Source organism: Leptolyngbya sp. FACHB-671 (assembly GCF_014695745.1).
In the GTDB taxonomy this organism is placed as follows: Bacteria; Cyanobacteriota; Cyanobacteriia; order Elainellales; family Elainellaceae; genus JAAUTN01.
The window spans coordinates 319,646-332,270 of sequence record NZ_JACJOV010000153.1 but is presented as its reverse complement, the minus strand read 5'-3'; the positions used below and the strand labels follow the sequence as shown (position 1 = coordinate 332,270).

Sequence of the window (12,625 nt, the reverse complement as noted above, 5' to 3'; positions counted from 1 at the left end):
CCTCAATTAAGTTGGACAAAGTTAAACGGAGCGGTGAAGCTGTTGTAGCGGATGCGGAGCCGCTCATCAAACTGCTGATCGAGGGCCTCAACCTGCTGGCTAAAGTAGGTTTCCTCATCCCAAGGAATCAGGTAAGCGGCGTTATAAATCATTGCGTCGGTCATTGCATCGTTTTCTACGACATCGATCGCCAATGAATTGAGGGTTCCCTGGAAAACCTCGATGATGCTCTGTTTGCGGTTTGCCATCGCCTGCTCGATGGACTGCCCAATTTGCACGACCTGATCCATGCTGAGGGATTTTCCTTCGAGGCGATCGCGCTCCGCCAGCAAACCTTGATCTTCCTGGAGCAATGCTTCCAATTCAGCACTTGCATCCCAAAATACTTTTATGCCGACTTCGCGCCGTCCGTCCAGCTTGTTAAACAGTTCGCCTAAACCCTGACCCTGTGGCACAATAAGCTGCTGATTGACCGTTTCCCAGTTTTCAATAATCAGCCCAAACTGTAGCGGCAACAGGGTTCGATATCCCTTCTCCATTGCCTGCTCCAGCACTTTCTCATGTCCTAACAGGTTGCGACGGCTGGCTAAATACCTTTCTTGCTGAGCTTCTGAATACAAGAAGACGAACTCGTCAATTGCATGAGTCTGTACAGGCTGACGGTCTAACCCCTCTAGATGCAAATTTGTTGGTCCTGGAGCGGGGAAAATGCCGTAGAGATATAAACCGTTTCTCATAATGAAAACCCCTTCAGACAGACGAAGCTGCGCTGGCTTACTAAATTGGCTTGGAGGTCAGCACTAACTGCAATTTGGCGTGGATCAGGTTGAGTTGAGCCAGTCCTAAGTCAACTTCTCCTTCCACCACCACTCCTGTATTGAGCAGTCGGTCTAACAGTTCCAGAATGGATGGGTTCGCTGAAGCCTCACCTGGATAGTACCCATTTGACTTGGGAAGTAACGTCCCGATCTCGCCTAAGTCGATATTTAGATCTGCTGGGTCAATTTCAAAAATTTCGCAAAGCTGGACGACTTGTTCCTCTAGCTTTCGCAGGCTGTCTGCGGCTCGTTCTAAATCTTCGTCGCTCAGTTCTTTTGCTTCCATGCGGCGGATTATCTGAGCCTCCATGAGTTGCCGCACTAGCTCAACCACCGTCAGTAGCAAGGGAGCCAAACCCGAGTTGGCTCCACTTTGCTCAGGAAGGGAGCTTTCAGGTGTGAGTTGAATCGGAGAATCAGAAGAAGCCATGACGTAAGCTTAACGCTGGCGGGTTGGCGCTTGCTGAGATTTGTGTTGCCACTGCTGGTTACGCCATTGGCGAAGGGACTCCTGATCAAGCATTTCGGATTGTGCAGTCGCAATTCGTCCTTGCTCAGAAAGGAGGTGCGATCGCCCCAACGATCGACAAGCCCGAAAGCTAGGAATCGTTCGACTAGTGGCGATCTGCTTCATGGTTCTAAGCGTAATCATCCTTTTCAGTCCTCAACTTGCTAGATTCTCAGGCTAAGTTTTCAGCCGCTTTCAGCGATCGCAATTCTGTTTCCAGGCTCTCAATTCTTGCCTGAAGCTGTTGGTTTGCCTCAAGCAATTGGCGCGACTGCCCGCTCAGATAAGGGTCATTTTCCCACCAGTTGATTCCCATTTCTTTGGCTTTGTCTACTGATGAGATTAGCAGGCGAATGCGAATGCTCAACAGTTCTGTAGACCCTACCGAGACAGAAATATCCCCGGCAATTACAATGCCTTTGTCAAGAACCCGTTCGAGGACATCTGCCAGAGTGGAACCTGAAGTAGACGTGCCAATTGCCCGATTGCCGCTATTTCCACCAGCCATAGGACGAGCTTGAGTTACAGTCATACTTCATCCTCGCTGGTAATGTGGATTTGGTAGGCAGAGATTGTTTCAGCAATGCTGGAATTAAACTGAATTCCCTGTTCGGTTAGCGATCGCAGTGCCGTCACCACTTGGTAGCGATTAATTCCTAAAGCTGCCTCAATTTGGGCAATTCGAGCGTCCTGAAATTCCTGCAAATACTCATAAACTTCCCACTCAAACGGGACGCTTGACTCTGTGTTAGTGAAAGTCGAAAGTTCGTCAATTTCTAGATTTGACTCATCCTGCTTATTGCCGTTTGCCAAAGCGGACTGTTTTGTCAATTCACCTGACAGCACCTCAACTTCTGGATGTGCTTGAGGCTGAGGACTAAAGATCAGAGTCTCAGGCTGTGACAGATCGCAATCTTCTAACAGGTCAGCGGGGTCAAGCTCAGGGCAAATGAGTTCGTTAAATAGGTCCCAGAGCAATTGAGTAGATTCGGCTAGCGATCGCCCCGTGCGAGAGAGCAGAACATCGTGACAAATGTCGCGGAATTCGGGGTTTTCGGGCATCACCAGGATCTCGTGCTCATGGCAGACCTTGCCTACCATCAGGCAAGACCGCAAGCCTGAAGTTTTTTCTGCTCCAGTCTTAATCCGAAATGCTTTAACTAGGCTGACGATGATTGCAGCGCTTTCTCGATCGATGCCAGTTTTTTGTACCACAATTTCTTGCTGGGTTAACTCGTCCGGCTCTGGCATGTTGATTGTTACCAGGCGATCGAGCAAGGCATCCTGCGTTTCATGAACACCACAATACTCTTCTGGATTTGAGGTGAAGATGGCGCGAAAATGAGGATTAACTCGAATGTATTCGTTGCGATTACCGCTAGGAGGCAGCACCAGCAGCTTTTCTTCTAGTGCCGATAGCAGCACGTTGTTGACTTCCGGGCGAGAGCGGTTGAACTCGTCATAAACTAGGGTGAATCCTTCTCGGCAGGCAAGAGTCAGGCGAGAGTCAACCCAGTTTTGCCGCAGTTCGTCCTCAACTTTGACGACACTGTGAATGTAGTTATCGACTACTTTTTTGCGGGTGTAGCCGGTCTGGTTGCCAATCAGGTCGGAGGTTTTGAACTCGTCGTCGCCGAAAATCAGCATGATGGGACGACTAAGCAAATCTGCCAGGTGAAGTGCCAGGGTGGTTTTGCCAGTTCCGGCAGGTCCGCGCAGATGGACAGAGAAGCCGGACTGGAGATATCGTAAAGCTCTCGTTGCGACTCGCTCGACTGAGGGAGTGCTGACAAAGCGGCGGGGGCGGGCTTGGAGAACGGTGGTCACAGGCTTGCTTCCTCTTGAATCAGATAGACGCGATCGCGCTGGGTTACTAATCCTTTCTTAATTAAGGAGCGGAGTGCATCCACGGCTTGAAAGCGATTGATGCCTAATGCGTTTTCAAGCTCGGTGAGGCGTGCCCCTTGCACCTGGTAGATGTGATAGTAGATTTCTTCTTCTAGCTGCACCGGGTCTTTTTGCAGCGAATTCAACGCTTGAGGGACTGATGTGACCTGAATGGGTTGAGGTCGAACTGGTGCAGTGGGTAAGGCTGGAGTAAGGGCGATCGTCACCGAATCTGCAATAGGTGAAATGCTATTTGATGCAGCAGAACTCAGTTCGGAATTGGCACCAGAGCTACTATTACCCCAGATCATTGTTCGTAAGCTGGTGCAGTAGTCGCGCAATTCGGTTCGCAGCGCGGTCATTTCGGCAAGCCGTTTAGCCCGATTTTGCTCAAGTTCTTGCTGTAGCTGATTTGCCCGGTCTTGGCGCATCAATTCCAATTCAGAAAGGTAGGTCTGAACTTCTGAATGGAGCGATTCCATAAAGGCGGCTAAGTCTTGAGCTAACTGTATCTGGACTTGCGCCCGTCGCTGCTGATTTGTTTCCAGCAACAGTTGAACTTCTGCCTGAATGGCTTGAACTTTAATCTTTAACTCTTGCCGCAAAGAAGCCACAGATTGATTCAAATCGATGTGAAAGTTGTATAGCTCCTGAGCCAATTCTTGAGCCTGAACTTGTCGGCGATCGCTGAGATGACCCAGAAAAACTTGAGTTTCTTGCTGCAAGCCAAGCTGAAATAGGCTCAGATCATCTCGCAGTTGGGCGGCACTTTGTTGGCGCTGTTGTTGAAATGCGGCTAGGGTCTCACGCACCTGCTGCTGACGTTGGGCTATTTCTTGCTGACGCTGTTGACGTTGTTCTTGCCATAAATCTTTGAGCGCAATCACAAAAATCTCCTCCTGCGAGGCTAGGAATTAATGGTTATGGTTTGATTGATTTAATCGATTAAGAGAAGTTCAGTTAAATTTATTTGACCCAAGAGAAAGAGGGGAGCCGGAGTAGCTCCCCAATTCTGGGGATTTTCTAGGAGGCGGGAACGGCAGCTTGAGTGGTCAAACCGACTGCTTCGGCATACTTTAAGTAGGTTTCTACGGAAGCGATCACGACGCGAGCTTCAATAGCTAGCAGTTCGATTCCAACAAGGGAAACGCGAACCCATGCGTCAACAACGATGCCTTTGTCGAGGATGCGATCAACAACTTCAGCCAAGCTAGAGGAGGAGTTTACTTTTTCAACAGCCATGTTTAGTTACCTACGAAATACGTTGTGTTAGTAGAATCTGAAAATGCCCGACTTTCTAATACATAGACCGGCATTTCTCTAGAGGTGAGGGCGATCGCCCGGAAGCAAGTTGGCTCGGCGAAGACATCTAAACTCTGGAGATGTTCATAACATTCCCGATATTTCTGATCGATCAACAACGAGTTGTAAAAACAACAAGTCGATTGGTAACACCACTTAAAAATTTGTAAATCAGCTCACGGTTAATACAGCCTGATAGGAGTTAGGCCGTCTTAAAAAAGCGAATAATTTCGCGCACATGTTCTAGAAATTGACCGTCGGTGCTGAGTTGAGCGATCGCCCCCTTTGCTTCTCTCATGATTCGCTCGTGCTCTGCTTGGTTGGTTGCCTGTAGTTCTCGTAGTTGAGCATCTAGACGAATGCACTGCTGGCGGGTGGCTTCTAAATCTCGCTGCTGGGTCGATACCCAGGAGGTTGACTCATTAGGATTAAGCTGTTCTTCCAGGCGTTTGATAGTTTCTTCAAGCGTGAAGACGCAAGCGCGCAGTTCTAGCACGTCCTCGCGTGGATACTTTATCTGCTGGCGAATCATTGTCAGCCGCATTGCTAGATACTGGTAAGTTCTGGCTGCTGGACGCAGCACTGTGAGCAACAATGCTGCCCCAGAACCGATGTAGCCGATCGCACTAATACCATTGGCAGCTAGGGTGTAGAGTCCAACCGCAGAAATCAGGTGAAGGGCGATCGCTACCCAGAGCGAAGCTTGAGCTACTTTTGCGGCGTATTCGACTTGCTTGACGTTTACCTCAATTCCTTTTTCTTCAGATTGGTCTGCCTCAGCTAACACTTCCTTTGCGTCGAAATGGACGTTCCAGGGCACTGTCACAATCACTAATAGCCATTCAAAGACAGCAATGCCAATAATCCAGTCGAGGAAGCTGCCTGTTGGAATGTGCAGCCATTGCAGCAGTCCAAATACCAGCAGCACCAATAGAGCAAATCCAAAGTTGAGTGCGATCGCCACCATTCTACTAACCTCTACTGCCAAAACGGTTGTTCCTCATTTTGAGCAGAGCAGGTCGCTATGGTTGAGAAGCGTGTGATGGTTTTGATAGATCCACAGCGATCGCTAAAACCAAAGACTTGATTAGAACTTCATCCCATCTTTATCGAAATTTCTAATCTCCAATTTTCCTGGGAGTGAAAGAATATTTTTGAATTCCTGTTTGCCTTTCCTGTATTTTTGACCTGGCTGAAAGGGATACACTACAACCGTTTGAAAGCTTCCAAAGAAGCTAGATAAGCAGCATCTCGTAGCCCTAAATTTGATAGGAATCAAGGTCTTTGGAGCAAGAACTAGCACGTTCCCTGAGTTAGATCACGACATTTTCAGCACATATACGGAGTCTTTGCTGAACAGACGTAGTAGGATCTGCGTAGTAAGCAGAATAGGTAAATAGTAAAGTTATTTTCAATAGCATGACTGACTGATTGAGGGGCGCATCTCTCCGGTAACGTAAAACGCAAGAGAGTAGTAGATAGGGTGGGTTGTCTTTGGTAGATCGCTGGCTCCACCTCTGCTGACTGAAACGAATCGTTTCTAACCCTTCACTTTATAAAATGCTGTGTACTTAGGCAGTTCTTTATTTAAACTAACCCCGAAACGCAATCGCTTTAAGTTTAGGCAAGCGACTCAGCGCACACACCTACCGCTGGTGATTGCAATAACGCTATTGAGTGCAGCAGGTACGATGTTCTCTGTTTCATCTGCAATTTTGTTGCACGGCTTCGAGCGCGTAGAAGCTCAGGCAATGCATCAAAACCTGGAGCGAGCTTTAGATGCGCTGAAGCAGGATTTTGAAATCCTTAGTACTACTGTACGAGACTACGCGGTTTGGGATGATACTTACGCGTTCATCACTAATAGAGATTCAGATTATGTCAAGCTAAATCTCAATCAAGCGATGTGGGAAAGCTTTAACCTTCATCTCATTTTGATGGCGCGTCCTTCGGAGCAAGTTATCTTCAGCCAAAGGCGTGATCCAATTAGCTCTAACATCACTTCTGTTTCTCAGTCTGTGCAAGATGCCGTTGTAGACAGCGGCATTCTTCATCATGCTGATGGCAAACCACATTCTGGCATTGTGCTGTTGCCAGATGGTCCAATGCTGATAGCGGCACATTCGGTGCTGACTAGCAATCTGGAAGGACCAAGTCGCGGCACTCTGGTGATGGGGCGCTACTTAGATGCGGCTGAGGTATCACGTTTGTCTGAGGTGACCCGCGTTTCGCTCGACCTGCGTCAGATCGCTGGATCACTACCCCCTGATTTTGAGGCTGCTCGTACCGCTTTATTCAATGGGCAATCCAACTGGATACAGCCTTTAGATTCCGATGCGATCGCAGGTTACGTTCTAATCGAAGACATCCAGGAGCAGCCCACCTTGCTACTGCGGGCAGATATGCCCAGAGTTATTTATCAACAGGGGGCGCTGAGCTTGCGCTATTTAGGATTGTCGCTGCTCAGTTTGGGGACGCTGTTTGGGCTGGTAATCTGGCTACTCTGGCGCAGACTGACCGCTAATATTATTGAGCGCGATCGCATAGAGCAAGCGCTGCTTCAAGAAGAGCGGTTTCGCAAGGTGTTTGAAGATGCGCCGATTGGGATGGCGATCGCTAACATCAGCAGCGGTCAAATCATGAAAGTTAACCATGCGTTGTGTGAAATGCTGGGCTACACCAGTGCCGAGCTAGAAGCAAAGACAGTGCAAGAAATCACCCACTCGGACGACTGGAACCAGAACTGCCACCTGTTCGAACAACTGATAGCGGGAGCGATCGCCAATTACCAAACTGAGAAGCGCTACCTCAAGCAAAATCAGGAAACCCTCTGGGTAAATCTCACCGCAACGCTCATCCATAGCCCTCAGGGAAATGGGTGCTACATCCTGGGAATGTTTGAGAATGTCACCGAACGCAAGCAAACGGAAGCGATTTTGCGTCAGTCTGAAGCAAAATACCGCAACCAAGCTGAACAACTAAAAAGCACCCTGGCTGAACTGCAGCAGACTCAGGCACAGCTTGTGCAGAGCGAAAAGATATCTAGCCTGAGCCAGCTTGTCGCTGGAATTGCTCACGAAATCAATAATCCCGTTAACTTCATCTCTGGCAATTTGACTCATGCTGATAGCCACATCCAGGACTTGCTGAATCTGATTCGGCTTTACCAAAAACACTATCCTCAACCGTCAGCCGAAATCTTGGCAAAGACGGAGTCCGCTGATCTGAACTTTTTGTTGGAAGATCTGCCAAAGCTATTTTCGTCGATGAAAGTTGGCTCGGAACGAATTCACCAGTTGATCTTGTCACTTTGCAATTTCTCCCGTCTGAATGAGGCAGACCTCAAGGCGGTCAACATTCACGAAGGCATCGAGAGTACGCTTATGCTGTTGGAAAATCGGCTCCAAGCTAATGATCTGCATCCAGCGATTCAGGTTGTCAAAGATTATGGCGATCTGCCGCTAGTAGAGTGCTATGCTAAGCAACTCAATCAAGTCTTTATGAATATCCTGCTGAATGCAATCGAAGCGCTAGAACAAAAATGGAATGTTTCAGAAGAATGGCATCTGAGGGAAGGTCAGCCAGGAGAATGGCAGTCTCCTAAGATCTGGATTCAAACCTTACTGAAGGGCGATCGCGCAATTGTGCAAATTTCAGATAACGGAACAGGTTTTTCGGAGCAGGTTAAAGCGCGGCTGTTCGATCCGTTTTTTACCACGAAGGCGATCGGTGAAGGCACAGGACTGGGGCTATCAGTAAGCTATCAAGTCATTGTCGGTAATCATCAGGGGCAGTTGCAGTGCTGCTCTACCCCTGGTCAAGGGGCTGAGTTTACGATTCAGATTCCCCTGCAAAGACAGTTGCCTCAGTGCCGTACCAGCTTTTTAAGCCGTTATAAGTAATGCTGGGTCAAGCTCACGTGGGTAGAGTAGCCAAGTCCGTTGCCAAGGCTGAATGAGTGTTTTCACTAAGGGTGACTGATCGCTAATTTCTTGCAATCCTGTATCTGTTGCCAACTTGATGCCGCGTTGATAAAGCGTGTAGCCGTGACTCAAAGCCGTGCGAAGCCCTGCATAGTACTGGGTTTGGGAAAGGGGTGAAATGCCCGTTTTTGCGAACCAACCCTGCACCCGTTGCAACAGTTGAGCCTGCTGTGTGGTTTCTAAATGCGTGATATCTAAAGCTTTGAGTAAATCCCGATTTAAAAAGCGGCGGCACAAGTCTGCTAAAACCGGGTCGGTATGATGTTGCCAGCGGTGTAGATGATAGACAAACACACCGTCATCGGCATCTAGATACTGCGTCAGGGACAGTTGGTCGCAGTCCTCCTGAAGCCATGCCGTGACGACTTCATCTGCCTGCAAATTACTCAGGGCTAGCTGTTCTCGCGCTCGTTTGAAGGCGTGTTCTAGCACCCAAGTTGCTGCAACATTCTTGGGATGGTTGTAAACCTGAGCGTACATAAAGTAGCGGACAATCAGGTAATGCTCGATCGCCGCCATCCCTTTTCGTGCAACTACAAGCTGCTGACTCACGGGGTCATAGCTCATTGCCATGAGGATGCGATCGAGGTCTAGCTTGCCGTAGCTGGCTCCAGTAAAGTAACTGTCGCGCATTAAATAGTCCAGGCGATCGCAATCTAACTGGCTAGAAACCAACTGCCACACTAGCGGCACAGGATGCTGTTTCTGGTAAACCTGCTGAAGCTGGTTCAATAAGTTAGGCTCAAACTCATCTAACAACTGCCTCACAGGAGCAGATTCTCGCAAGATGCGTCCTGTCCAGTACTCGTGGTGACAGCCAAAGATATCTTCGCAGGTGTGGCTGAACGGCCCATGCCCTACGTCATGCAGTAGGGCTGCACAAAGTACGGTTGCTCGGTAAGGTTTGAGCAGCGGGTAGTGATGAGCAATGCGATCAAAGGCGCGACGGGCGATCGCCATCACGCCTAAAGAATGGGTAAACCGTGACCCTTCTGCCCCGTGAAAGGTGAGGCTGGCTGGACCAAGCTGCCGAATTCGGCGCAACCGTTGAAAGGCTGGAGTGTCGATCAGCCGAATCAGCAGCGCCTCAACTGGGTCACTTTGATCAAGGGCGATCGCCCCATGCAAGGGGTCGTGATAGGTTCGCCCTGCGTTAGGCTGCACCTGCAACCACCGTTTGCTGAGTCAACACATCTACCGCAGCTTGATATTGGCGATCGGCGACCGTACCGACCTGGTCACGAGTAATTGGGTCGAGGGAAACAACCAAATCCGGCACGATGCCTTGACGATTAATGTCATGGTGATTTGGAGTCTCATATTTGGCGATCGTCACTGCTAGCCCAGAACCATCCGATAGGTTAAACAGCGATTGAATCAGCCCTTTCCCAAAGGTTTTTTCTCCGACCAGCAAAGCCCGTCCGTTGTCCTGCAATGCACCTGCCAAGATCTCGCTGGCACTAGCAGTTCCCTGGTTGACTAGAACCACTAGCGGGTCATCGGTAATTGCCTGCCCAGTCGCGTCAAAACTGTCTTGAATCCCCTGGCGGTTGACTGTGTAGACAACTGTTCCCTGCTCCAACCAGAGTCGAGCAATTTCGATGCCTGCCTGCAACAGCCCACCCGGATTGTTGCGTAAATCCAGAACATAACCTTCTGCGCCTTCTGCTTCCAACTGGCTCACTGCATGGGCAAGTTCAGCCGTTGCGTTGGCGTTGAATTGGTTCAGCCGAATGTAGCCGATCGCCTTTCCTTCTGATTGGGAACGCAACTCTGCATACACTGGGTTCAAACTGATGCGATCGCGCACTAGCTTTACCTCTATTGATTCAGATTCCGATCGCCCTACCTTCAGGGTGACCTCACTGCCAATCGGTCCCCGCATTCGCGCTGCTGCCTCGTCTAGCGTCAAAGTTGCAGTCGAGGAACCGTCAATTTCCAGGATGCGATCGCGGGGTTGAATTCCCGCTTGATCCGCCGGAGATCCTTCAATCGGTGCAATTACCCGTAGTTCACCAGTTTCCCCATCTTGGGCAATTTGTAAGCCTACGCCCGTCAATTCTCCAGACGTATTGGTTTGCAAGCTGCGATATTGGTCAGGCTTAAGCAACCGAGTAAACGGGTCGTTCAAACTCGCTAGCATCTGCTGAATAGCAGTATAAGTTTGCTCCCGGTTCTCTAAAGGTTGCTTCAGCGCCCGCTGCCGTACAAACCACCAGTTTTGGTGGTTAAACGTGTCATCTACGTAGGCTCGGTCTACAATCCGCCAGACCTCACTGAGCAACTTCTGCTCTTCAGTAAAAGCATTTGCGACTGGAATCCAACTGCCCAACACTATCAAAACCGACAATGCTAAAAGCAGCCCGATTCGAAAAAACTGTTTTCTCATAAAGCAGATCTTAAACTTAAGTAAAGACTTGTTGCCACAAGCTGACTGAGTCAGCGCAAATCTCGAAACGTCTGATCCCTATCCTTAAGCCTCAGCTACGAAAGTTAAAGAGAACATAGTAGCAAGATAGTAGCAAGTCTGAACCTAAAATCGCCTAACCTCTGCCCAAGAGAAGGTTTCGACCGTGAAATCTACCCAACGGCTATGTTACATTTTCTATTGACAGCAACACATTTTTTGGAACTCTTGCTTCATGTTTACTAAGCAGGTAACCGACTCGAAAGCTTACCAGTGGTTTGAGGAGCGCCTGGAAATTCAGGCACTGGCTGATGACATCAGCAGCAAATACGTCCCTCCCCACGTTAATATCTTCTATTGCCTGGGTGGAATTACCCTGACCTGTTTCCTAATCCAGTTTGCGACTGGATTTGCAATGACCTTTTATTACCGTCCGACTGTAGCAGAGGCGTTCGAGTCAGTTCAGTATTTGATGACCGACGTTAGCTTTGGTTGGCTGATTCGCTCCATTCACCGCTGGTCTGCCAGCATGATGGTGCTGATGATGATCCTGCACACCTTCCGGGTTTATCTGACGGGTGGTTTCAAGAAACCCCGTGAGTTGACTTGGGTAACCGGCGTTATTCTCGCTGTAATCACTGTCTCCTTCGGTGTAACCGGCTACTCCCTGCCCTGGGATCAAATTGGGTACTGGGCAGTCAAAATCGTCTCTGGTGTTCCCGAAGCGATTCCTGTTGTAGGTACATTGATTGCTGATATGTTACGGGGTGGCTCCAGTGTGGGACAAGCAACGCTAACCCGCTACTACAGCGCTCACACCTTTGTTTTACCCTGGCTGATTGCAGTCTTCATGCTGTTGCACTTCTTGATGATCCGCAAGCAGGGTATTTCTGGCCCCTTGTAGGTTTCAGACCTCACAAGGTTGGCAAATTGTATCCTTGGGTGGCAGATGTTGATTCTCTGATTTCGGTAAACTAGGCTGTAATTGTTGAACGGCACTGCTTAACCTTTCTTTACTTCCTGTCTCAGACCCAAAGGAGAACACCATAGGCTATGGCAACTGTTAAAAAGCCGGATCTTAGCGATCCCGCATTGCGCGAAAAACTCAAGAAGGGCATGGGTCACAACTATTATGGTGAACCCGCTTGGCCAAACGACCTGCTCTACATCTTCCCCGTTGTAATTCTGGGAACGATTGCTTGCTGCGTCGCCCTAGCTGTCCTGGACCCAGCCCTGACTGGAGAGCCTGCTAATCCCTTCGCAACTCCTCTGGAAATTCTGCCAGAGTGGTATCTCTACCCCGTATTCCAGATTCTCCGTATTCTGCCTAACAAGCTGTTGGGTGTTGCGGCGATGGCATCTGTCCCATTGGGCATGATCCTTGTTCCTTTCGTTGAGAGTGTTAACAAGTTTCAGAATCCTTTCCGTCGTCCAATCGCGACCAGCGTGTTTCTGTTTGGTACGCTCGTCACGATTTGGCTGGGAGTGGGTGCAACTTTCCCAATTGACAAATCCCTAACTTGGGGCCTGTTCTAAGAGAAAGCTGGGCTTTCCAGATTTTCTGGTTCTAAAGTTGTTTAGAATGCTCTTTTACGCCTGTGTTGGTTTATTGGGATGTGGGTGCATCTCCAGTAGGGCAACGCAGGCGTTATGCGTTTTGAACCTGCAGCTTTTAACTGAAAAATGTGTTCTAACCTGTTGACTAAGACATCATTTTATT

General features: G+C 49.1%; 14 protein-coding genes. 3 read left to right on the top strand and 11 right to left on the bottom strand.

All coding sequences use genetic code 11. The features are described 5' to 3' along the window. Positions 1-2: 2 nt before the first annotated feature. From gvpF to H6F93_RS26820, 9 genes are all read right to left on the bottom strand, one after another. Positions 3-737, bottom strand: a complete 735-nt coding sequence (gvpF, locus tag H6F93_RS26860; protein WP_190687586.1) for a gas vesicle protein GvpF — start codon at positions 735-737, stop codon at positions 3-5. Positions 738-777: 40 nt separating this feature from the next. Next, positions 778-1,248, bottom strand: a complete 471-nt coding sequence (gvpJ, locus tag H6F93_RS26855; RefSeq protein WP_190687583.1) for a gas vesicle protein K — start codon at positions 1,246-1,248, stop codon at positions 778-780. A gap of 9 nt (positions 1,249-1,257) precedes the next feature. Continuing rightward, positions 1,258-1,470 (bottom strand): hypothetical protein, encoded by a 213-nt coding sequence (locus H6F93_RS26850; protein ID WP_190687579.1) that lies wholly within the window; start codon positions 1,468-1,470, stop codon positions 1,258-1,260. 28 nt (positions 1,471-1,498) lie between these two features. Next, positions 1,499-1,858: a gas vesicle protein gene (gene gvpJ, locus H6F93_RS26845; protein ID WP_190687575.1), complete on the bottom strand. Its 360-nt coding sequence runs from the start codon at positions 1,856-1,858 to the stop codon at positions 1,499-1,501. Beyond that, positions 1,855-3,153: a gas vesicle protein GvpN gene (gene gvpN, locus H6F93_RS26840; protein ID WP_190687572.1), complete on the bottom strand. Its 1,299-nt coding sequence runs from the start codon at positions 3,151-3,153 to the stop codon at positions 1,855-1,857. Before gvpN ends, gvpJ (H6F93_RS26845) begins: the two co-directional genes overlap by 4 nt. Beyond that, the gene (gene gvpC / locus H6F93_RS26835) at positions 3,150-4,100 is read right to left on the bottom strand and encodes a gas vesicle protein GvpC (protein ID WP_190687569.1); all 951 of its coding nucleotides are present in this window, start codon (positions 4,098-4,100) and stop codon (positions 3,150-3,152) included. The genes gvpN and gvpC overlap by 4 nt, the downstream gene beginning before the upstream one ends. A gap of 136 nt (positions 4,101-4,236) precedes the next feature. Continuing rightward, positions 4,237-4,455, bottom strand: coding sequence for a gas vesicle structural protein GvpA (gene gvpJ, locus H6F93_RS26830; RefSeq protein ID WP_190643620.1), 219 nt, complete (start codon positions 4,453-4,455; stop codon positions 4,237-4,239). A gap of 2 nt (positions 4,456-4,457) precedes the next feature. Further along, positions 4,458-4,634 (bottom strand): hypothetical protein, encoded by a 177-nt coding sequence (locus tag H6F93_RS26825; protein ID WP_190687566.1) that lies wholly within the window; start codon positions 4,632-4,634, stop codon positions 4,458-4,460. 83 nt (positions 4,635-4,717) lie between these two features. After that, the gene (locus H6F93_RS26820; protein WP_242043623.1) at positions 4,718-5,503 is read right to left on the bottom strand and encodes a hypothetical protein; all 786 of its coding nucleotides are present in this window, start codon (positions 5,501-5,503) and stop codon (positions 4,718-4,720) included. A gap of 703 nt (positions 5,504-6,206) precedes the next feature. On the opposite strand from H6F93_RS26820, the gene H6F93_RS26815 reads away from it, so the two are divergent. Continuing rightward, positions 6,207-8,417: a CHASE4 domain-containing protein gene (locus H6F93_RS26815; protein ID WP_190687564.1), complete on the top strand. Its 2,211-nt coding sequence runs from the start codon at positions 6,207-6,209 to the stop codon at positions 8,415-8,417. On the opposite strand, the gene H6F93_RS26810 is transcribed toward H6F93_RS26815, so the two are convergent. Together H6F93_RS26810 and ctpA are read right to left on the bottom strand one after the other, a co-directional pair. Continuing rightward, positions 8,400-9,662 carry an HD domain-containing protein gene (locus tag H6F93_RS26810; RefSeq protein WP_190687561.1) on the bottom strand — a complete coding sequence of 421 codons (1,263 nt, stop codon included), beginning with the start codon at positions 9,660-9,662 and terminating at the stop codon, positions 8,400-8,402. The two genes, H6F93_RS26815 and H6F93_RS26810, sit on opposite strands and share 18 nt — an antisense overlap. After that, complete coding sequence (gene ctpA / locus H6F93_RS26805) at positions 9,652-10,887, bottom strand: carboxyl-terminal processing protease CtpA (protein ID WP_190643623.1); 1,236 nt, start codon at positions 10,885-10,887, stop codon at positions 9,652-9,654. Before ctpA ends, H6F93_RS26810 begins: the two co-directional genes overlap by 11 nt. Before the next feature lie 253 nt (positions 10,888-11,140). Between ctpA and petB the strand changes: the two genes are divergently transcribed. Both petB and petD read left to right on the top strand, forming a co-directional pair. Next, positions 11,141-11,809 (top strand): cytochrome b6, encoded by a 669-nt coding sequence (gene petB, locus H6F93_RS26800; RefSeq protein ID WP_190643624.1) that lies wholly within the window; start codon positions 11,141-11,143, stop codon positions 11,807-11,809. Positions 11,810-11,958: 149 nt separating this feature from the next. Then, positions 11,959-12,441: a cytochrome b6-f complex subunit IV gene (gene petD, locus H6F93_RS26795; protein WP_190643625.1), complete on the top strand. Its 483-nt coding sequence runs from the start codon at positions 11,959-11,961 to the stop codon at positions 12,439-12,441. Positions 12,442-12,625: the final 184 nt, after the last annotated feature.